Raw genomic sequence first — 20,527 nt, 5'->3', positions numbered from 1 at the left:
ATCGCCGCCTGAAAACCTCGCCCATCAGGAGGAATCCGAGAAAGCGCCGATACACCACTCAAAAGGACTTGACCCGGGAATCGACGGTCGTCGTAGCGGCCTCGACCCACACCAGCGATCAGCGGGATGCAGGTTCACACACCGGGTCCATGACCACTGCTACAGCAGTGCCAATGTCGGTAGGCCATGGGAAGCTCCCGTTTGATGGCTGCCGGGAGTCGCTCAAGGAATCTCACCGGCAACAAGATAGATGACGGCGTGGCACCATCGCTGATGATCGACCAGTGGAAGAGGACAGGCACACACGGTGGCAACTTTTACCGGGCACGGCACGAGCATCACCATCACGGACCAGCGCATGGCCCTAGAACGTAGCTCGTTGCTCGCGGCCGCAGTGGGTGAGAGCCAGATCATCAACCTAGGCACTGTTGCCGCCGTCCACGTGCGCCAGCCCTCGATGCTCTCCGCCGGCTGGATCCAAATCTGCGTAGGCAGACCACGGCTTCCCCTGACGAAAAATGCTGCCAGTGTAGACCCGCACACTGTGCATTTCACCCGCAGCCAGCGCGGACAGATGGCCGGATTCGCCGCGTACCTGCACGCTCTTATCGCCCACAACCAAGGTCACACCAGGGTGCCACTTCCTGCATCGGCACAAACCGAGCCCGACCACTCCATACCGGCAGCCCCCGCCCTGGAGATCAGCGTCAGATCAACCTCCGGACCCAGTTTCGTCGGATTCGACGTCGAGACCGCCAACTCGGCCCGCGGGAGTATCTGCGCCATCGGACTCACAGTCGTCGAGGCCGGGGAGACCACGGCCACCCACTCCTGGCTGTGTCAGCCGCCCCCGGGCCTTGAGTCATTCAACGCTGGCAATGTCCTTGTGCACGGCATCACCGCAGATGCTGTCGCCGGCCAGCCGACGTTCCGTCAACGCCTCGGCGACTTGCTCGACGTTGTGGGGTACTTGCCGTTGATCGCGCACAACGCGGCCTTCGACATCGGCGCACTCCGCGAAGCATCCGCGGCAGAATCACTATCGTGGCGGCCGCTCGACTACGCCTGCACGCTGCAATGGGCACGGCGAGACCTGCCCGAACTGGCCAACCACAAACTGCCGACCGTCGCCGCGGCCCTCGGCGTGGAACTTCTGCACCACCACGACGCGTCGGCAGATGCGGCAGCCGCCGCCGGCATCGCCCTGCAGCTCATGCGTCGCCGGGATGTCACCACCGTCCCCGGATACGTCATCGCATCGGGCATCACGCTCGGGCGTGCGACCGTCGACTCGGCCACCCCGCCCAAGGACACGTACCGAGAGGGAGTCCCGGCCTCGGAGACATTGCGGCAGGTCACCAGCCCACCGGATCCTGTGAAGAACGCAGACCCCGCCCATCCGCTGCACGGTCACATCGTGGTGATCACCGGCTCTCTCCGGGGCATGTCGAGAGAGGATGCGTGGCGGCAGCTCGCAGCGTGCGGGGCGAAGGTGAACAAAACCATCACCCATAGAACCAGTGTGCTAATCGCGGGCACGTGGTTCGACGAATACGACCGCCCACAAGTGGACGAGGACGTGGCCACAGCTCGGCACCATCGTGCTGCGGGCCGACCCCTGGTCATCATCGACCAACAGCAAATGTCCGAGCTCATCGCGGGCGACCGCAGCGTTTCGCTCCCCGACCGAAGTTCACCGTCCCGTGTTGATGCATATGCGCTCGCCGACGATAGTCATGTAAACCCGCAGTCCCGCGTAGGTACACGCCAGCAGGTGCGCGGCAAGCATTTCTTGGCGTGGATGCCCGTAGTCAAACAGCTCAAACGCGATAATCGGCTTGACGAAGCCCTAACGCTCCTGCTTGAGTGCATCGAGGCAGTCGAGGCCGAATACCGACCGCTGGAATGGCCGGCCCCCGGGTGGACGCGGGAGGCGGCAATCGTCTACCGCAAGCAGAAAGACATCGCTGGCGAGGTCGGGATCCTTCAACGATGGGTCGACGCAGCACAGGCAACAGGCAAACCGCCCAGCCCTACTCACTCCATCATCCAACGACTCGCAAAGGCTAGGGCGTTACTCGGCGCCGAGTAACGCTGGCAACCCCCAGCAGATCTAGCCAAGGGTTCCCCCGCCACCGGCACCACACACTGGTTGTCTCGTTTATCTAAAGGTTGATGAGACAGACCCGCGGGACCGCACCTGATGCCTGGTTCCGGGGAGAACGGGACAGGCAGGCGTCTCGAATACTCGTCTCGACGAGGACGGGCCGGATGTCGTGTCGTGCGTCTACGCGCTGGCCAGCCGTTGGGCCGCCCACTGGTTGAGAGAGACGTGGTTCTCCGCCGCCTCCATCACCAGTCGGCGGTGCACCTCCACTGAGGTCCGCACGTAGATGGTGCCGCTGTAGGACCGCTCGGTGAACGGCTGCGGCACACTCTCGCCGGCGGCGACCATGTCCTCGACGACGTCGGCCACCACCTCGACCAGGCCCTGCAACGCTGCGGCCTGGTCCTCGTCGAGCCAGGACAGCGACGGGAACTCCAGCACCGTCGCCACATACTCGCCGTCCTCAGGGGACCACAGCACGCGGTAGGAATACCGCCGAACATCGGGACCGCTCATGACTGCTCCTCCATCTTCTTGATCGCCGCGAGCACCTGCTTGACCTGGTAAGGCTTGGCCTCGCCGTTCTTCCCGCGTTGGATATTCACCCGCGGGTCTCCCGGCCACGGCATGCGGAACACCGCATGGCTGGTGCCCTGCTGCCGCGGCTCCCCGAAGATCCGCACGCACAGCGTGTGCAGTTCGTCGTAGGTCACCGAGCGTGGGTTCCGCTCGAGCGCTGCTCTGACTTTGTCGGCCTTCGTCACCAGCTTATGCTAGCGCATCCGCTAGCACCACTAGTTATTGCGGCGGACTCCAGTAGCGGTGGGATCCCAGCGAAGCCCGTCAGCTCGTCAGCGAAGGTTGCTGGGGTGCGATGGCCGGCCTGTCCCGATCCAGTGGATGCCATCGCTATCGGGCAAGAACGGTTCCGGCAGGCAACAGGGGAAGAACTCGCCTGTGTGCCACGCTCCCGCGACTCTCGCTGGATCATCGGGAGTGAATCCGGAGCGCACGGTAGGCAGATGCTCCTGCCATCCGATCAGGCCAGAGCTCTCACCGCGCCACACCCGCACCACCAACGTCATCACGGAATCGGCCCACTCCAGTCGCGCGACCTCATAGGGGCTCTCATCGAAGACTCGTCCTGACAGCGCAGAGGTCAACGCGGACACGAATTTCATGTCCCAATCCACCTGCTCGGAATCGCCGTGCCGCACGGTCGGGTCGTCCCAGTCGTCGCCATCATTAATGCCGACGAAGTGATGCTCATGTCGGCCCTGCGCCTCGCAGTGAGCCCAGCCGCACCCGGTGTCCTGATCGTGTTCCATCTCATCGACTCTGCCAGCAACACGCAATGGGGACTGCCGCCGATTCGCCGCTCGCAGGTCGGTCCAGATCTATGGAGTTGGCCGCGTGATCGCGGTGTTCTGTGATCGCTCGGTGGCGGTGTCGCCCGCGGCCCTACACCCAGGGCCATCAGAGGCCTTCCGATCCGGGGAGAGAAGGGCCACCTTCCAGCGTCCTCACGATACGGTAAGAAGCCAGCTCACAGCTCATTCTCCTCCCCGAGAATGACCCCGCCCATCCCCACAATTTTCGGTGAATCCTCAACCACATGCGAGACTCGATCGAAGATCTCGACACCACATGTTCCGCAACAGACAGGGTCACCACAGTCATGGCGCAAAAAGTCACCGTCAGCATGATCGACGACATCGACGGGACACCCGCGGACCAGACCGTGGAGTTCGCGCTCGACGGGATCACCTACGAGATTGACCTGTCCGAGGCCAACGCCGCCGGCCTGCGAGAAAGCCTGGCCACATGGGTATCGCACGCCCGCCGCGTGGGCGGTCGCAAGAAGACCGGCACCCAGCCTGCCGGCCAACCCGGCAGAGGACAGAGCAAGGCGATCCGGGCCTGGGCACAGGACAATGGGTTCGAGATCTCCGAACGCGGACGCATCCCCCACGAGGTTGTCGCGGCCTACCAAAAAGCGCACTGACGCCCCTGGTCAGGACTCGTCCCGGGCACGGCGCAGCGTCGCGTACATCGCCGACCGCGACAGCCCGCTGATCTCGCACAGCTCGCTCGCGGAGTAGTCGCCGGACTCGTAGTCCGCGAGCAGCCGCTTACGCTGCAGCGCCGAGAGCCTGGGCTGTTTGCCCTTGAGGCGGCCGGCCTTCTTCGCCTCCGCCATCCCCTCCCGGGTCCGAGCCCGGATCAGGTCGGACTCGAACTCAGCCATCAGCGACAGCATCCCGAAGAACAGCTTGCCCGTCGGGTCTGCCGGGTCGTGGATGGAGCCGCCGATGCTCAGCCGGGTTCCCTTCGCCTCGAGCTCATCGGCGATGCCACGTAGATCGACGGCACTTCTGCCGAGGCGGTCGAGTTTTGTCACGATCAGGGTGTCGCCGGCGCGGCAGGCGGCGAGGGCTTCGCGCAGCCCGGGGCGGTCGCGGTTGCGACCGGTGAAACCCCGGTCGGTGTAGATCCGCTCCGGAACCACTCCGAGGCGGGTGAGGGCTGTGCGCTGCGCACGCAGATCCTGCCCCTGGGTTGAGCATCGGGCATACCCGACCAGCATTCCGTCCATCACACGATGATAGTCCGGGAAAGGGAACCTATACCGGACTCACATGCAGGATGGGTAAGCAGCACACTTTTTCTGGCTCTCTGCGCTGGTCTCGTGTCAGTTTCAGAAGACGGCTGCACGATGTCAGAAGTGCACTGCACTGCAACTCCGAGTTCTCGAGCACACGTCCGGCCTTATCCAGTGAGCGCTGCGATCCCTGACTCGATAGCGCATTGATGGTGAAATTTCCCATCAAGTTTTACTGGCCGTCGGTGAGCTGCGGGTCTAGCGCCGCGGCCGGCCGTGGACGGCTGTTGTCGCGCGAAGTGCTCGATCGGACACTTGCGGCATGGGCGGCGAGAAAGTTGTCGACGATTTGGATGCAGTCGTCGGCGTGGATGTGGCGCAGTCCTGTGAGGCGAGCGAACACTATCGGTCCGAGGAGCTGAATGAGGGCGAAGGTGGTGTCGATCTCGCCGAGCACAGCGCGAGCTTCAGGGGCCGTCAGGATCTGATCCAGGGACCTGCGGTATTGCTCTATGACACGGGCCCGAAGCGAGACCACCGCGCCAGGATCGAGATCGCGCCGGCTGGCGTCGCCGCTGTTGACGGGTCCCATTGCCAGCCAGGCCAGCGTGGTCATCTGCACCGGAGCTTGTTCGATGAGGTCGGCTTGGGTGGTGAGCAACGAAATCAGACGTTCACGTAGCGGACCGGTATCGATATCGGTGTCGACTGGGGGTAGTAGTCGCTCGAAGGTTGCAGCGAGCAGGTCAGTGGTACTTCCGAAGTGGCGGTACAGAGTGGCACGTGCAACCTTCGACATGCGGGTGACCGCCTCCACGGTGACCGCCTCGACACCGCCGGTGGCCAGCAGCTGGCCCGCCGCTTCGAGCAACCGGTTACGTGAGCGCGCCAGCCGGGGGTCGGCCGGGCCCTCGGCCGCAACGAGAGGGTCGACCATGAACGGGCTCCGCTCCATTTTGACTGACAAAACATGTCCTCGCTTGACCATTCTGCCACACCCGCAAAGTTATGATACTAATAGTCTCGTACCGAGACGATCAGTCTCGAACTGGGAGGCTGGCCGTTGAACGAACGTAGATCCGACTCTGCCAGCGTCGCTCGATGGAGCGGTGCCCAGTGGTGGATGTTGATTGTGTCGTGCATGGCGGTCGCGTTGGTGGTGGCCGCAATGGCGGCATTGTATTCAGCGTTGCCACAGATCGCGGTCGCGACAGGGGCGACGCAAGCCCAACTGACCTGGATAGTCGACGGTTACACGTTGGTATTGGCGTGCTTCGTGCTGCCTGCCGGTGCGATCGGTGACCGGTACGGTCGCCGGGGGGTGCTCGTGGCGGGGTTGGCGTTGTTCGCTTTCGCGTCGGCATTGCCCTTGTTTCTCGCCGACCCGGCGTGGCTGATCGCTGCTCGCGCGTTGGCTGGGGCGGGTGCGGCGCTGGTCATGCCCTCGACGCTGTCGATACTGACCGCGGGATTTCCACCGGCGCATCGCGGTCGCGCTGTAGGTGTGTGGGCCGGGGTTGCTGGATCCGGGGCGGTCCTGGGCATCCTCGGAGCTGGTGTGCTACTTGAGCAGTGGTCGTGGACCTCGGTGTTCGTCGGGTTGACCGTCGCCGGAACAGTCCTGGCCGGGTTGGCATGCAGTATCGCGGAGTCCCGCCAGCAGGAGCATCCACCGGTCGATTGGGTGGGCGCTGTGACCGTAGTTGTCGCAGTCGGGGCGATCGTCTTCGCTGTGATCGAGGTTCCGGCCCGTGGCTGGTCGGATTCGCTCGTCGCCGTCAGCACTGCGGTGGGCTTGTTCGCGGTTGTGGTGTTCGTCGTCGTAGAACTACGTTCCTCGGCACCGCTACTCGATGTCCGGTTGTTCGCCCGCCGTGGTTTCGGTGCCGGCGCGCTGTCTGTCTGTATCCAATTTTTGGTGACCTTCGGGGTGTTCTTGCTGTTGGTGCAGTATCTGCAGTTGATTCTCGGTTATGGACCGCTCACCGCCGCGTTGGCGTTGACCCCTATGGTCGTGCCGCTCATCGTGATCTCGGTGATTGCACCCTGGCTGTCGAACATTGTTGGGCTGCGGGTGATGACCACTGTAGGTCTGCTCACCATCGCGGCGGGACTGGTGATGGTGAGCAGACTGACCGTCGCGGCGACTTACCCTGACCTGCTGTGGCCCTTGCTCATCATGAGCGCAGGTTTGGGGTTGTGTACCGCCCCTGCGACTTTCGCCATCGTCTCGGACACTCCTGAGGCCAAGCACGGGGTGGCTGCCGCGGTCAACGACGCAGCTCGCGAAATCGGTGCCGCGATTGGGATTGCGGTAGCCGGTAGCGTGCTCGCGGCCGGTTACGTTCAGCACATTCAGCCGGCTCTGCCCCAGCTACCCGAGCCTGCCCGTGGTCCGGTGGCCGATTCTCTGGCCGCCGCGTTGCAGGTCGCCGACCGCGCAGGACCAGCTGGTCAGCCGCTGGCCGAGTTCGCCAGAGCCGCATTCGTACACGGAAGTGGTCAGGCGACGCTGTCGTTGGCGGCCCTGACCGCCGCTGGGGCACTCGTCCTCGCCGTCTTTGCGCCAGGTAGACGCAGCCGTACGACAGCCACCGCGGGTGATGGACGTCGGTGAAGGTCGGCCAGGGTGTCTATTGTTCGGTGTGATTCGTGTCTGTGGCCCGGAGTTGGGCTCGGGCTTGGGACTGCATGAAGTGTTCGACCTCGACCACCACGAACAGGGCAGTAGCGGTGGCTACGGAGCTGCCCTGCGCATCGTCCATCGTGGCCGTGAGATCCAGTTTGCGCCCATCACGAGACCGAACGGCAGCACGCAACACGTAGGGAGTGCCGAGCAGAACCGGCGCTAGGTAGTCGAGCTCGAGACGCCGCGTCACGGCGAGCTCACCCACTGTGTAGAGCAGGAAGCCGAACAGATCGTCGAGAACGGTCGCCACCGCGCCGCCGTGTGCTATCCCGGGTGCCCCGACATGACGTTGATCGAACACGTGGTGAGCCACCACGCCGTTCTCGTCACGCTGGACCGACAGGGCGTGGCCGTGCGGATTCTCCGGCCCACAACCAAGACAGTCGGGGTGGTGGGGCGGCAGATCAGGCGAATCGAAACTCGTGCTCCAGAACGAGCGCGCCCAGTTCTCGACAGCGGGCCCGGCCGACCCGCTGACCTCGTCCGGAATTCTCTTCATGGTCGGACCTCTCTGTCGTGAAAAAAATTGTGCCGAGTCTGTCGCGTCTTCGCGCGCTCGGCCTGCACCGCTGTCAGTTTCAAAAGAACAAGCTGTCAGTTTCAAAAGAACAAACTGCACTATGTCAGAATTCAACTGCACTAAAGGATCGACCAAGCCGACATAGCTTAAAGAGAGAAGTGATCTGCCGCGAGGATTTCGGCGCACTCTTGGCGCTGATCGCGGAGTTGAACCGTCAGATCGGCGACCTCGAAGCCGAACTGACCCGCCATTTTGAAACACACCCGGACGCGGACACGCAACGCCGCCATCTACTTCTCCCCGCCAGGAATCGGTGTCATCCTCGCCGCCCGGGGCTCGGTGAATTCAGCGACGACGTCGACCGCTACACCAACGCCAAGTCTCGCAAGAATTACTCCGGTACGTCACCCCTGACAGTTGCGTCGGGCAAGAAGCGGGCCGTACTGGCTCGACATATCCGCAACCGGCGTACAAGCATGAGCAGATCGCGTCGATCTTTCAGCACCGAGTTCAAAGACGAACTGTGCCGAGAGGTCATCGACTCTTCCAAGCCGATCAGTGAGGTCGCCAGGGCGTACGGTGTCGGCGACGACAGCTGCAGCACAGTGCGATGCGCCCCGTGTACCGCGCGCCATCGAACGACGGTGGGCATCATCTCGTGATGGCGGACAGCGAGCGTGAAGCAGACTCCAGGGACTCCACCAGGATCAGCTCGAGTTCCGGCAGTCTGGCAGCCGACACGGCCACCGCAGCTGCGCGTGTTCGTACATCGAGACCGCGTTCTGTTCCGGCACGGGCAGTTTCGGTCCAGGCCTGGGCGCAGTGATCGGCGGCCGCCGCGAGGTCTGCGGTAGCGGGATCACCGGTCAGACGTGCAATCTCGGTACAGCCGTCGGTGAGAAGCCGACGAAAGAGCCCGCCTCCGGTTCCGGCCTTTTCGATGAAGATACCGAGACTGAACAGCAGCGTCTCGAGGTCATCGGGCGGAAGGTCGACCCAGCTCTTCACGTCGTTTGCCAGCTGGTCGACCGCGGCCAATCCTTCGGCACCAGCCGCTGGTACGTGGTCGGCTATTCCCGGTGTCGATGGGGCGCGCATGCTGGCGGCGGATCGGGCAAAGGCCGCAGCCGCGGCAGTCGACACGGGCGGCAGTGTCTGCGGCCATGTGATTCGGTACGTGCAGTGACGTGTCGGTTGCGGGAACGAGGTGGAAGATCGCGCCCGAGCCAGCGCGTCGAGCGGGATCTCCTGCACGTCGGCCCGATCGTTGTCGACGACCGAGGCAGTCCCCCCGATCTCGTCGTAGCCGATCACCACGATGTCGTGGCGACTCATCTGCAGTTTCACCCGTAAGTAGGGCAGCTCAGCGATATCGGCCCAGACCAGACTGGGTCGTCCCGCATCGATGTCGTCGCGAACCCATGACCAGCCCTCACCGGGATCGTCGGTCGTGAGAACCTCGACTTGTCCGCCGAGCCTGCGCGGCAAGTCGATCTCGAAGTCGGCGCCGCGGCCGACCAGATACATCGGTGGGACCAGGTCGGCCGATCGCAGGTAGGACAAACCGAGATCACCACCCAGTGCGAACACCAACCCCTCGTCGGGTGGTCCGTCCCATCCCAGACCGTGCCAATGCAGAAGGTCTCGCATTGCGCCTGACCCGCAGTGTCCTCCCATCCGGTGGGGATAGTTCTCGATCAGAGTCGTGTGGGTCACTGTGACTGCCTTTCGGGTGGGTGGTCGAGCGCGCGTGTCGGCACGCTCAGCTGTTCCGGATTCTGTCGAGATACGTTCGGCGAGCAGCCATGTCCACGTCCGCGAGGAACACCGAATCTGTGTTCAAGGCCGAACCGAGTCCGGTCGCCAACCGCCGGGGGACGAATTTCACCGCCGCGACCATTGCGCCTGCGAGACGGGTGACGCGGACGAAGGGGCGTGGATTCTCGATCAGATCTGCTGTCGCGCGGGCGATCTCCTCCGGCTCGGCGTTGCGTAATCCCTTTGCGCCAGCGGTTCCGGCGACGAGTTCGGTGTTGGTGAACGTCGGCCGGATCGTGGACAGTCGAACCCCTGACTTGCGGTACTCCAGTCGTGCGGCCTCTGTGAATCCGATGACTGCGAACTTGGTAGCGCAATAGGTCGCCAAACCAGGTACCGCGAGCTCGCCGGCCAATGACGCAGTGTTGATGATGTGTCCGGTGCGGCGCGGCAGCATTCGCTGAAGAGCCAGTTTGGTCCCGAAGATGACACCCAGGACGTTGATCTCGACTTGCCGCCGGGTTAACGCATCGTCCTCTTCGTGGGCGTGGCCGGTAGGCATGATGCCCGCGTTGTTGATCAGGATGTCGAGGGGTCCGAGTTCACGTTCGACCAGGTCCAGAAACGTTGTGAACGAGTCAGGTTCGGTGACGTCGAGTCGGGTGACGACCTTCACCCCGAGTTCGGCGGCGGCCTCCTTCGCACGTGCCTCGTCGATGTCGCCGATGGCGACCCGGTGGCCTCGTCGAATCAACTCCTTCGCTGTCTGATATCCGATGCCGCGAGCTCCACCTGTGATCGCCACGGTCCTGGCGGGGGTGTGAGGTGCGTTGTTCGTCATCTGCTGCGCTCCTTGCATAGATATGCGACATCGGGATACGCCGTTCGGCCCGCTCTCGCGGTAGTAGCTGCGCACACGGAAGAGGGATATGGGTATCGTAGCGGCAGAGCGGGTCTCGTCTGTTCGGGTTACTTACCGGTGTCGGCCGTAACACGGCCACGCCGACGAGAGAGTCATGTGGCACAGCTCTGCCAGCAGGTATCGGCTCACCCGATTCGAGGTGTCCGAGGTAGTCCGAGTGGTGGTCACGGCCGCGGTTGTTCGCGGAGAGAGCTCCGACCGATCGGCAGTCGGCCGCGATACGGGGTTCGGCGCGTATGTTCTCCCCGCGTGGGTTCATCGAGACTCCGGCGGCGGGTTTCGATCCCCGGAGTTTCGTACGGCCGGGTGCGGTGATCGGGTGCGGCCGGTGAACACATCATCGAGTGGGTGAGCGCCCGTGAAGATCGTGGGGCCGTAGGCGTGCCGGAGCACCGTCAAGATCGCGTCCAAGGGTAGGTCGTCGAAGACTCCTCGCTCGCGGACATACTCCATGTGCTGGGCTCCGTCTGCGGTGAAGGCATGCATGAGAGCATCGCGATCGCCGTCGAATTCCACGGGCGGCACGCCGAAACGAGCGCACAACTCGACATTGAATGCCGGCGTGGCCTTCAACCACCGGCCCTCGATGTAGAGGCGACTGTAGCCGTGGTAGACGAACAGGTCGGTGCCGCCCATCAACGCGCGCAACGCCTCGGTCTGCAGGTGATTTCGGACGTCGGCGAAGCCGAGCAGTGCCGGGATACCCGCCGCCCGGCACACTGCGGTCAACAGCACCGCTTTCGGGACGCAGTAAGCGCGCCCGGTCTCGAGGACGAAGCTCGCTCGGTAGTGGGCCGGATCGTCCGACACGGTGTACGGGTCGTACCAGATCTGGTCGCGGACGGCGGCGAAGAGGCGTCTGGCCTTGTCACGGTCGCTGCTCGCATCCCCGATTGCCGTGGCGGTGAACGCCCGCACGGAGTCGTGCTCGATGTCGAGGAAGTCAGTTGCTCCCAGGTACGCGTGTGGTGGCTGCTTCGTATGTGCCCCGGGCGGGCGGTCTGACATGGTCATCGCTGATGTTTCCTTCTGTGAGCAAACCGGTTGCTGTTGTGTGCACAACGACCGAAGGATCGGTCAGTTGCGCGCGAGTCCTCCGAGCATCAGGTCTTCGCGTTGGACGGGGAGTCGCTGGGCGATCACCCGTTTGCTGTACATGAACTCGCGCGGGCGACCGATGCAGTCGGCGGCAATGAGCTCACCGGCCTGGAGATAGAAGCAACTGAAGTCACTGTCGCGGGTGGGGTCACCGCTGAGAACCACTTCGTCGTATCCGGTGTTGAGGCCGGCGATCTGCAGCTTGAAGTGATATTGATCTGACCAGAACCACGGCAACGCTTCGATTTTTCTGGACTTCCCGCAGGCGGTCGAGGCAGCGACTTTGGCCTGCTCTCCTGCGCTCGAGACGGACTCCAACCGTAGTCGTCGGCCGTAACGGGCCATGTCGTGGCTCGCGCAGTCCCCCGCCGCCATGATGTCGGGGTCGTTGGTCCGAGTGTGATCGTCGATCACGATGCCGTTGTCGATGGCAAGACCCGCATCGGCGGCGAGGTCGGTGTTCGGCTCGACGCCGACACCGACGATGACCAGATCTGCGGGGATCGATTCTCCGCTGGACAAGGTGACTTCACGAATCTCACGGTCACCGGACAGGCCCTCGACCATGGCGTTCGTTCTGATGTCGACTCCCTGTTCGCGATGTATCCGCTCGAAGAACGTCGATACCTCGGCAGCAGTGACCCGCTCGAGGACACGCGCAGTTGCCTCGAGGACTGTGACCTGTACGCCCAGTGCGCGCAGCGATGCCGCTGTCTCGAGTCCGATATAGCCGCCTCCGACGATCACCACCCGCCGGCCAGGGCCGGTGGCCATACGGATCCTCTCGACGTCCGCTGCGGTGCGCAGGTAGTACACCCCGTGGAGATCGGCCCCGGGAACGGTGAGCCGACGAGGGCGGGCTCCCGTGCACAGCGCGAGCTTGTCGTAGGCCAGCTTCTCCCCGGTGTCGAGAACGACGTTGCCTTCCGACCGAACGATGGCGTCCACCTGCGCGTTCAGGAGCTGAATACCTTGCTTGGAGTAGAAGTCCGTGCTGCGAATGGCGATATCGTCGAGTACGCATTTGCCCGCCAGGTATGCCTTCGACAGCGGGGGGCGTTGATAGGGAGCGGCAGACTCGTTACCGATGAGGACGATCTCGCCTGTCCAACCTTCTTGGCGCAAACTAGCTGCCAGTTGTGCCCCAGCATGGCTTGCGCCGACGATGATCGCCCGTTGCGATGTCATGCGCTGGAAGTAGGCGTCAGGCGCACCATCATCTTGCTGATGCCCCGCACGAAATTCGACTGAACATACTCGGGGTCGCCGACGACCTCGATGTTCTCGAAGCGGGGAAGCAACTCCTCCCACAGAATCCGCAGCTGCATTTCGGCCAGCCGATTGCCCATACACCGGTGTACACCGAATCCGAACGCGATGTGATTGCGCGCATTGGCACGATCGATGATGAAATCATCAGGATTCTCGAAAACGCGTTCGTCGCGGTTACCCGAGGCGTACCACATCACCAATTTGTCACCCTTGCGGATGAATTGTCCGTTCAGAACGGTGTCGGCTTTGGCGATTCGGCGCATGTACGCCAAGGGTGTTTGCCATCGGATGATTTCCGAGTTCATGTTGGGGATCAAATCGGGATTGGCCTTCAATTTCTCGAACTGGTCGGGGAATTGGTTCAACGCAAGAACGCCACCGCTCATCGAGTTTCGCGTGGTGTCGTTGCCACCGACGATCAGCAGGACGAGGTTGCCCAGAAATTCCATCGGACGATCGATCAGATCCTTGGTGTCCTCGTTGCTCTGCAACATGGTGATCAGATCGAAACCGGACTCTTCCCCTCCAGACCTCCTGGCTGCTTTGTCATGCCAGAGAGCGCTGAGGCCACGGGCCATGTCACGCATGCCTTCGAACACCTCGTCGTTGTCCGAGGGCCCACCGTTGGCTTGCTCCATCGAGGTTGCCAAATCGGACCAGTAGACGAGTTTGCGGCGTTGTTCGTAGGGGAAATCCAGAAGAGTTGCGAGCATCCGAGCTGTCAACTCGATCGAGACATTCTGCACCCAGTCGAACGGCTCGTTCAAGGGGAGGTCGTCCAGTACCTCCCGTACGCGCGATCGGATCAGTCCCTCCATCTCCCGGAGGTTCTTCGGTGCGACAACCCCCTGGACGGCAGCGCGCTGCTTGTCGTGGCGTGGTGGGTCCATCGCGATGAACATCTCGATATCGAGAAACCGGGGCGGAACGCCGATGACGATGAACGGTTCGGCCGAGAACACAGCGTGATTCTTGTCGACGGCCACGATATCGGCATGGCGCGTGACCGACCAGAACGGTCCGAACGGACTATTGGGTTGGTAGTGCACCGGTGCCTCGTTCCGCACGCGCTCGAAGTACGACTGCCACCGCCCTTGTCTGTAAAGAAAGGGGTTACTGAGGTCGATGTCGGCGAGCTCGACCTCCTCGACCGGTGGGATGGGACTTTCGACGAAGATCTTCTTGCCATTCGTTCCAGTGACCCACCGTCGGGTCTTGTCGTAGAGATGAGCGCCCTGGATCTGCAGCCCTATCGGGATGGTCGACTGGACCTTGTCGGTGATCGACTCAGAAACTTTCATGCTGTCGTGCCTGCCTTTCGCACATCACAATTGGAATTCAGGTGTTCGAACGATCAGGCCATCCCACGCTTCCGAGGCCACCATCTGGCACGACAACCGAGACGTGGGTTCACGCTCGGGGTTCATCGCCAGCATCTCCTCCTCGTCGGCGCCGGACAGACCCACCTCTCCTGACCACTGCGGGTCGACGATCACATGGCAGGTGCCACAGGCCGTTTCGCCCCCACAGTCTCCATCGATGCCCGGCACAGCATTGTCGGTTGCAATCTGCATCAGCGAGCGACCTTCGACCAGAGCCGCCTCGTGCTTCTCACCATCGTGGGCGACGAAAATTACAGCTGCCATGTCAACTCCTCGTTTTCCGGCGTGATTGACGAAAGTGTCGTCGCAAACGCGGGTGACGGCTATGTTCGGTGGAGTCATAAACTTGTGAATTCGGGTCAAAGGAGTCACCGTGAAGCTGAGCGACGAGGGTGTGCCGCCGCTTGCGTTCGTTCAGTTGCTCGAACGCCGCGCAATCGACCCTGACGCCGCCGCGCGGCTTCGTGTGATCATGCACCGCGAAGGAACCAGTGAAGCGACGCTCATTCAGCATGACGTTCAGGCACCGATACGGTGGTTTCGGGAGGTCTATCCCGAACTCGATATCGCCCAGGCCACTCGACTCGGATTTGCGTTTGCCGAGCAGGCCCAGTTGACATCGTTCGGGCCTCTGAGTTCACCTTTGATCAGCGCTGGTTCGGTCGCCGAGATCGTCGATCTCCTGACATACCTGCCATTGATCTCCACGGCGTTGAAGTCGCAGTTCCATACTGGCGACTACGGTCTGATCGTCGGGCTCACTGCGCATACAGGCGATTCCGCACTGGACTGCTTGGTCATCACCTACGGTGGGTCGGCGTTACTACGACTGCTGGACATGCTCGCCGGTGACATATCGCCGGTGACACTCCATCTGAGCTGGCCGGAGCCGGCCGAGGTGAGCCACGACGAAGGTCCGGGGGCGAATCGCCGGTTCTTCGACGCTCCGATTTCCTTCGTCCACGTACCCGAGGAGACCCTCAACAAGGCTTGTCGGTTCTCGGACCCTCTCGCATATCGTCTCGCTATCGCTGATCTGCAGCGAACACTCGCCCAGCGGAGTGGGTCCATGTCATCTACGGAGAAGGTGAGGCAACTGTTGGAAAAGGACCTCGGACAGCGAACCAACCATGATGTTGCACAAGCATTGTCGATGTCGAGTAGCACGTTGAAACGGCGGCTTGCCGAAGAAGGAACCACCTATAGCAAGGTGCGCCACTCGCTGCTGTACGAGCGCGCGATGCTACGGCTCCTCGACCGATCGGTTTCGGTCAGCGAGATCGCTACCGAACTCGGATACAGCGACCTCGCCAACTTCTCTCACGCCTTCAAACGCTGGACCGGACGCTCTCCGAAAGATTTCCGAAATCTCCGACTCTCGGACGACCCGGTTTCGACGTAGACCCCGCAGAACGGGGTCGACGTCCGCAACCTGATCGATCTTCGTCTCGGAGATGTCGGAGACGTCGCCGCCTCCCTGCCATGAGAAGAAGAGTGTGTGCAAACCGGAGTACCAACCACTAGTCACTCGACGGTGTCGGTCGGCACGTGTGTGGTCGCCGATGCGAGAAAGTCGACGAGTGCTTCCAACAGGCTGTCCGCGCGGGTTTCGACATCGGCGAGGACGGAGTCCAGGTCATCGAGAAGACCGTGGGCGTGTCTACGCGCAAGCGTTCCGCGTTCGTAGTAGCCGGGGTCGAGCACGACCCGCGGTACTGGATCCGGTGCAGTGCTCTGCTCCGGCTGTTGTGACCGCGCACTGGGCTGCAGGTGGGTGGGTGCCCTTCCGTCCCAGTGCATTCGCACGATGCCCGCTACCGCGCGGGCGGTCAGCGGGGTCGCAGCCAACGGGGTGTGGCCCCACCGGTCGATCGCAGTTGACAGCGGATGTTGACCGGCCGGGTCGAAATACCGGTCGTATCCGCCGAGCCCGGTGCCGTCCACGGCATCGAAAGCGTCGGCGAGCATTCGGGTGCTCGGATACCGGGCCTGATGGCCGAGCACCTCACACCAGCGCTGGTACACCGTGCGCGGAGAAATGCCCGTCCCCGCCAGCGCGAGGGAGGTGAGGGTATGAACGCCGCGGCCTGTCTCGATGCGAAGGGCGTCGAGACCCGCATCGGCGGTGACATCGCATGCCCGCAGGGCCGCGATCTGCGTGTACGGCAGACCTGTCGTAGCGAGCGTGAGGATCAGCGCGTCTCTGCGCGCGAACAACGCTGACGGCCAACCGTATTCGGGGAGTCGGGCGATGATTCCGCCGATCACGGCTGCCACCTCCTGCAGGCGCGACGTGCGGGCCCCATCCAGCGCAGCCCGGACGGTCTCAGCGCGCCCTGGAGGAGGTAATAGATGCCGATGATGAGCGGAGTCGATCACCGCGATCCGGCGGCGTTGGGTCGTCGGCGCGGCGGGGTGCGCATACAGGAACCGAGCAAGTGACTCAGGAGAGGCCGCCAATGGGGGTTCGCCATGGGCGGTGCACCAGTCCTCGAACAGTGACCACGTGTGCCGATCCCGCCTCGGTATCGACGTGTTCGTGATGTCCGATGCACGTATCGGACAAGGGCGGTCGTCGTGGTCAGCATCTACCCCTGTCGTCCCGTCGCCGCTCACTGGTTCGGTCGGTGCCTGGTCATAGGCCGAGCTCGGTGACGGCGTTGCCGACCAGTGGCGCATTCTCGTGAGCGTATGTTTCGACCATTGCGGGTGTGGTGTGCCCGGTTTGGCGCATGATCGCATGCGCGTCGGCACCGTTGCGGAAGGCCTGCGTGACGAAGCCGGAACGGAGGGAATGCCCGCCGAGCTGGGCGACGGTGTCGGGGCCGTATCCAGCTCGAGTAGCGCGGCGGCGGATCGCCGCGTGCACCGCGGCTCCGGACAGGGCTGTGTCGGAGAGGTTGCCGTTCTTGCGGACGGACCGAAACAGAGGGGACCGTTTCTCGACTACAGGAAGGGTGCCGCGGCAGATATGGGAGTCGAATTCCACTGCGCGGGAAAGTATTCGGATGACAGCAACTCTGCCGCCGGTGTCGAACGCTGCGACGATCTGCAGCCATCGCACCCACGCGCAGACCGGACATGACTCGTGGCGGTCGGTGAACGGGAGTGCTTTCACGGTTCCGGTGCCGTCCTGGTCGGTCTTCGATTTGCGGATACGTACGTGCGCGCCGTCGAGGCGGTCGCGGTGGACATCGCGGCATTCGAGCGCTACGAGTTCGCTGCGGCGGAATGCGCCGGTGTAGCCCATCAGCAGTAGCGCGGTGTCGCGGCGTTCGAGGACCTCCGACGCCCAGCCCGCTGCAGTGCGTCGGGCGTGGTCGACGATCGTAGTGATGTCAGCGGTGAGGAGCGGGGCACGGGGTCTGCGGGGCCGCTCCCCCGCAGACGCGTAATCCCGCCGGATACCCGAGAGAGTGGCGCGGACCATCTCGTGCCCGCACGGGTTGTCGTGGCCGGTAGCGCGGTGGCGGTCCGCGACCGCCGCGATCCATTTGTCGAACGTCGACGGCGCATACGCCCGCGTCCCGTCGACGGTGAGCGTATCGGCGGCGCCGACGAGGTACGCCGCCACCGTTGCGGGATGCGCCGGCAAAGCCTGGTGCCCGAGGACGATGCACCAGTTCTCGAATCGACTCCACGCCGAGGCATAGGCACGGCGTGTTCCGGCCGAACGAGAAGCTGCGATCGACTGTTCTATCCGAGCGGCGACCTCGACCGGTAGGTCCGGGAACACTGCCACACCACCCACCGAGACGAGTGAATCCGCGTCCCCGACTTCACCGAGCTGCCGTTCTGCCATGACAAGCACTGTAGCGAGCACCTCCGACAGACTTCTCGAGCCGAAAAATACGCTGAGCAGGCCTTTTCGCGATGATGGTGCGGGAAGGAAAATTCTCGTTGGTCACCGCACAAAGACCGTTGGTGACTATGACCCCGGCGCGAAAACGGGCTTTTCGGCTGTCGCCGCGTGTGCGTCGCGGACGATCCAGCTCCATCGGGCGATAGCTATGTCGGCGGATGTTGCAGCGGGATCCCGTGGTCAAGGAACAGTTGCACCGTCTCATCCAGCTCCGCTGCGGTGCGGCACCCCCAGCGCAGGAAGTTGTACAACGAACTGGCGGATGCGGGATCGACGCGCGCTGCCGCGATGGCAGCCTCGGCCGCAGCGTGCGCGTCAGCCCATAAATCGCGCTCGGGTGCGGGATAAGACGAGCGCGTCGGAGCTGTCCCAGGATCGACCGGCTCATACGGTCGTGGGCTCAGCAGAGAGGCGTGCGCACCGCCGGCATCGATCTCACCGCTTTCGACCATCGCAATGCCGATCGCTGCGGCCTCGAGGACTTTCGCCTGCTCGTCCCAGTGCAGGTCCTCGAACGGAACCCACGCGGTCCGGAGTGGTCGAGAACGACCGGCGGCCTTCCAGATCGCAACGAGTCTCGTCGCCCACCGTCCGGTGCGAACCAGCGGTGTGGACACTTCGTCGGCGATGGTGCGCAGCAGTCGGAACCACACTGCGGCGTGCACTCGGCCTGGGCCGAGTTCCACCCATCCCGTTGCCAGAGCCTCGGTGGTGCGCCGATCGAGGTCCGTGACCGCTGAGGGAACCGGAACGGGCGAGACCCGTTCGTCCGAACCGAACCGGACCTGATCCCAGAAGATTGCATGACCAGGGGAAGCAGAGCAGGGTTCGAGTCGACAACGGTGGTCGAGGCAGCTGCTCAGCACCGGATATTGATGCAGCAGAGTCATGTTGATATCAGCAGTGGATTCGAGGCTGTCGATACATGCCGGGCATGCCCGACTGCGCGGAGTGCTCGCCCACGGCAACCATGCGTCGCTTGTGGGTGTGCGGCGTCGTCGATCCTCCCTCGCGAGGTCGGCCGGCAGCAGGACCGAGAACTGGTGGACGTAGGTGTCGAAGTCGCAGTCGGCGGGGTCGGTGCTGTCGAGCAACCACGGTGTCCACCCCGCCAACGTCATCATCCGCACCCTCTCTACCGGGACTGCGCCGCGACCGGCCAGCTCGGCGAGGATCGGCTCCGGTGTGTAGCGGTCGAGATCCCCGACAGAACAATCGATTTCGAGGTCCGAAAGCAGGTCAGAGTGCCCGATGTGTGGATACAGCTCGCATATCCGGGCCAACCATGACGAGAGGACCTCACCTGGCAGTGGTTGCGGATGCAGCGGCCACGGGCGAACATACGCATCATCGGGCCTCGGTGCGAGCCGCGCGTTCACGCGAGGTGGCGTTCGAACTGGCGACGTCGCTCGGTAGGGCCGACGTACGGAGTGCGCGTGAGCACCGATGAGGTGATCGCTTCCTCTCCGCTGTCGACGGCGGTGACTGCTGCGGCAGTGAGCAGCGTTGTCAGTTCACCGATGGTGCCCTCGGAGCGAGTGAGGAGGTAGTCGGTCATCTCCGGTGAGGTCAGGTGCGAGGGTTTGCGGAGGGGGAAGCTCGTGGTGAAGCTGGCCAGCAGTGATCTGGTCTCGGCAGTGTTGGTCCAGACCGGCAAAGTCATGGGGTGGAATCGGTTCTCCAGCTGGGGATCGGTCCGGATGGCGAGGTAGGCGTCGCGGGTTCCGACAGCGACAAGAGGAATGCGTAGTTCGTTGCCCAGGAACCGCAGCACGTTCAAGAATTCGCGGCGGACGTTGTCGCGGCCGGCGAGAACATTGTGGAGCTCGTCGATGATCAACATCTTCACGCCGGTGGCGCGGAGCAGCATCAATGCTTGCTGTTCGAGTTCGTGGACCCGATTGCGGGGCCTGGTCGGTGTTCCCAACGCTATGAGCAGTGCGAGGTAGAACCGGCCGGGTGACGGGTCCGGGGGCATCTGCATGCACAACACCGGTATCTGCTCGCGGTCGGACAAGCTGATCGGCGGATGAGTGCGCCGGAACTTTTCGATGATCATCGACTTGCCGTTGTTCGTCGGACCGAGCAACAGTAAGTTCGGCATACGCTGCCGGTCCGGCCACGACAGTAACGACTCCAGATGGTCGATGACCGTACGGGCCTGCGGATACCCGATCCACCTCTCCGACCGGATCAACCGGATCCGCTCCGCGTCGTCGAGTGCGGTGAGCGGTCGAACCGACTCCCGCAGGTGCCCCAAATCCTCGATGGACGACTCGGTGGGTTCGTTGCTGCTTCCTGTCGATGCGGTCATC

The 20,527-nt window shown here is 63.2% G+C and carries 20 protein-coding genes and 2 pseudogenes; 6 read left to right on the top strand and 16 right to left on the bottom strand.

The genetic code is table 11. The annotated features are described in order from the left end of the window. The first annotated feature begins 379 nt into the window (after positions 1 to 379). A complete protein-coding gene (locus TBIF_RS24340; protein WP_158506307.1) occupies positions 380 to 2,092 on the top strand; it encodes an exonuclease domain-containing protein in 1,713 nt (570 codons plus the stop codon). Positions 2,093 to 2,287: 195 nt separating this feature from the next. Here the strand turns inward: TBIF_RS24340 and TBIF_RS03180 are convergent, their stop codons facing one another. The 3 genes from TBIF_RS03180 to TBIF_RS03170 form a co-directional block, all read right to left on the bottom strand. Further along, the gene (locus TBIF_RS03180) at positions 2,288 to 2,623 is read right to left on the bottom strand and encodes a type II toxin-antitoxin system HicB family antitoxin (protein WP_024793418.1); all 336 of its coding nucleotides are present in this window, start codon (positions 2,621 to 2,623) and stop codon (positions 2,288 to 2,290) included. Then, the gene (locus TBIF_RS03175) at positions 2,620 to 2,871 is read right to left on the bottom strand and encodes a toxin HicA (RefSeq protein WP_024793417.1); all 252 of its coding nucleotides are present in this window, start codon (positions 2,869 to 2,871) and stop codon (positions 2,620 to 2,622) included. The genes TBIF_RS03180 and TBIF_RS03175 overlap by 4 nt, the downstream gene beginning before the upstream one ends. Before the next feature lie 87 nt (positions 2,872 to 2,958). Next, complete coding sequence (locus TBIF_RS03170; protein WP_024793416.1) at positions 2,959 to 3,435, bottom strand: hypothetical protein; 477 nt, start codon at positions 3,433 to 3,435, stop codon at positions 2,959 to 2,961. A 350-nt stretch (positions 3,436 to 3,785) separates the two neighbouring features. On the opposite strand from TBIF_RS03170, the gene TBIF_RS03165 reads away from it, so the two are divergent. Then, complete coding sequence (locus tag TBIF_RS03165) at positions 3,786 to 4,112, top strand: histone-like nucleoid-structuring protein Lsr2 (protein ID WP_024793415.1); 327 nt, start codon at positions 3,786 to 3,788, stop codon at positions 4,110 to 4,112. 9 nt (positions 4,113 to 4,121) lie between these two features. Here the strand turns inward: TBIF_RS03165 and TBIF_RS03160 are convergent, their stop codons facing one another. Further along, on the bottom strand, positions 4,122 to 4,703 hold the full coding sequence (locus TBIF_RS03160) for a recombinase family protein (protein ID WP_024793414.1): 582 nt from the start codon (positions 4,701 to 4,703) through the stop codon (positions 4,122 to 4,124). A 238-nt stretch (positions 4,704 to 4,941) separates the two neighbouring features. Beyond that, positions 4,942 to 5,646, bottom strand: a complete 705-nt coding sequence (locus TBIF_RS03155) for a TetR/AcrR family transcriptional regulator (RefSeq protein WP_024793413.1) — start codon at positions 5,644 to 5,646, stop codon at positions 4,942 to 4,944. Between the two features lie 204 nt (positions 5,647 to 5,850). Here TBIF_RS03155 and TBIF_RS03150 point away from each other — a divergent pair, with 204 nt between their 5' ends. Beyond that, positions 5,851 to 7,326, top strand: a complete 1,476-nt coding sequence (locus TBIF_RS03150) for an MFS transporter (protein ID WP_371828019.1) — start codon at positions 5,851 to 5,853, stop codon at positions 7,324 to 7,326. A 16-nt stretch (positions 7,327 to 7,342) separates the two neighbouring features. Here TBIF_RS03150 and TBIF_RS03145 read toward each other — a convergent pair whose 3' ends face one another. After that, positions 7,343 to 7,897: a PaaI family thioesterase gene (locus tag TBIF_RS03145; protein WP_024793411.1), complete on the bottom strand. Its 555-nt coding sequence runs from the start codon at positions 7,895 to 7,897 to the stop codon at positions 7,343 to 7,345. Positions 7,898 to 8,100: 203 nt separating this feature from the next. Between TBIF_RS03145 and TBIF_RS25270 the strand changes: the two are divergent. Both TBIF_RS25270 and TBIF_RS26115 read left to right on the top strand, forming a co-directional pair. After that, a pseudogene (locus TBIF_RS25270) lies at positions 8,101 to 8,388 on the top strand (transposase); the annotation flags it as partial. A 6-nt stretch (positions 8,389 to 8,394) separates the two neighbouring features. Continuing rightward, positions 8,395 to 8,514 (top strand): annotated as a pseudogene (locus TBIF_RS26115) (transposase); the annotation flags it as partial. A 55-nt stretch (positions 8,515 to 8,569) separates the two neighbouring features. On the opposite strand, the gene TBIF_RS03135 reads toward TBIF_RS26115, so the two are convergent. The 6 genes from TBIF_RS03135 to TBIF_RS03110 all read right to left on the bottom strand — a co-directional run bounded on the left by TBIF_RS03135 (position 8,570) and on the right by TBIF_RS03110 (position 14,614). Beyond that, positions 8,570 to 9,634 (bottom strand): BtrH N-terminal domain-containing protein, encoded by a 1,065-nt coding sequence (locus TBIF_RS03135; protein WP_024793410.1) that lies wholly within the window; start codon positions 9,632 to 9,634, stop codon positions 8,570 to 8,572. 46 nt (positions 9,635 to 9,680) lie between these two features. Then, the gene (locus tag TBIF_RS03130; protein WP_024793409.1) at positions 9,681 to 10,517 is read right to left on the bottom strand and encodes an SDR family oxidoreductase; all 837 of its coding nucleotides are present in this window, start codon (positions 10,515 to 10,517) and stop codon (positions 9,681 to 9,683) included. A gap of 336 nt (positions 10,518 to 10,853) precedes the next feature. Then, positions 10,854 to 11,606 (bottom strand): transglutaminase-like domain-containing protein, encoded by a 753-nt coding sequence (locus TBIF_RS03125; protein ID WP_024793408.1) that lies wholly within the window; start codon positions 11,604 to 11,606, stop codon positions 10,854 to 10,856. A gap of 69 nt (positions 11,607 to 11,675) precedes the next feature. Continuing rightward, complete coding sequence (locus TBIF_RS03120) at positions 11,676 to 12,884, bottom strand: NAD(P)/FAD-dependent oxidoreductase (protein WP_024793407.1); 1,209 nt, start codon at positions 12,882 to 12,884, stop codon at positions 11,676 to 11,678. Further along, positions 12,881 to 14,269 (bottom strand): cytochrome P450, encoded by a 1,389-nt coding sequence (locus TBIF_RS03115; protein WP_024793406.1) that lies wholly within the window; start codon positions 14,267 to 14,269, stop codon positions 12,881 to 12,883. Before TBIF_RS03115 ends, TBIF_RS03120 begins: the two co-directional genes overlap by 4 nt. Before the next feature lie 24 nt (positions 14,270 to 14,293). Further along, entirely contained in the window at positions 14,294 to 14,614 is a 321-nt protein-coding gene (locus tag TBIF_RS03110) for a 2Fe-2S iron-sulfur cluster-binding protein (RefSeq protein WP_024793405.1), read from the bottom strand. 109 nt (positions 14,615 to 14,723) lie between these two features. On the opposite strand from TBIF_RS03110, the gene TBIF_RS03105 reads away from it, so the two are divergent. Continuing rightward, positions 14,724 to 15,752 carry a helix-turn-helix domain-containing protein gene (locus tag TBIF_RS03105; RefSeq protein WP_024793404.1) on the top strand — a complete coding sequence of 343 codons (1,029 nt, stop codon included), beginning with the start codon at positions 14,724 to 14,726 and terminating at the stop codon, positions 15,750 to 15,752. 122 nt (positions 15,753 to 15,874) lie between these two features. On the opposite strand, the gene TBIF_RS03100 is transcribed toward TBIF_RS03105, so the two are convergent. The 4 genes from TBIF_RS03100 to TBIF_RS03085 form a co-directional block, all read right to left on the bottom strand. After that, entirely contained in the window at positions 15,875 to 16,618 is a 744-nt protein-coding gene (locus TBIF_RS03100; RefSeq protein WP_051461328.1) for a hypothetical protein, read from the bottom strand. A 367-nt stretch (positions 16,619 to 16,985) separates the two neighbouring features. After that, complete coding sequence (locus TBIF_RS03095) at positions 16,986 to 18,152, bottom strand: site-specific integrase (protein ID WP_024793402.1); 1,167 nt, start codon at positions 18,150 to 18,152, stop codon at positions 16,986 to 16,988. A 206-nt stretch (positions 18,153 to 18,358) separates the two neighbouring features. Then, positions 18,359 to 19,591: a TniQ family protein gene (locus tag TBIF_RS03090; protein WP_024793401.1), complete on the bottom strand. Its 1,233-nt coding sequence runs from the start codon at positions 19,589 to 19,591 to the stop codon at positions 18,359 to 18,361. Beyond that, a complete protein-coding gene (locus tag TBIF_RS03085) occupies positions 19,588 to 20,526 on the bottom strand; it encodes a TniB family NTP-binding protein (protein ID WP_024793400.1) in 939 nt (312 codons plus the stop codon). The genes TBIF_RS03090 and TBIF_RS03085 overlap by 4 nt, the downstream gene beginning before the upstream one ends. Position 20,527: the final 1 nt, after the last annotated feature.

The sequence above is a fragment of the Tomitella biformata AHU 1821 genome (genome assembly GCF_000524475.1).
Classification (GTDB): domain Bacteria; phylum Actinomycetota; class Actinomycetes; order Mycobacteriales; family Mycobacteriaceae; genus Tomitella; species Tomitella biformata.
This window is presented reverse-complemented; position numbering and strand designations above follow the sequence as displayed.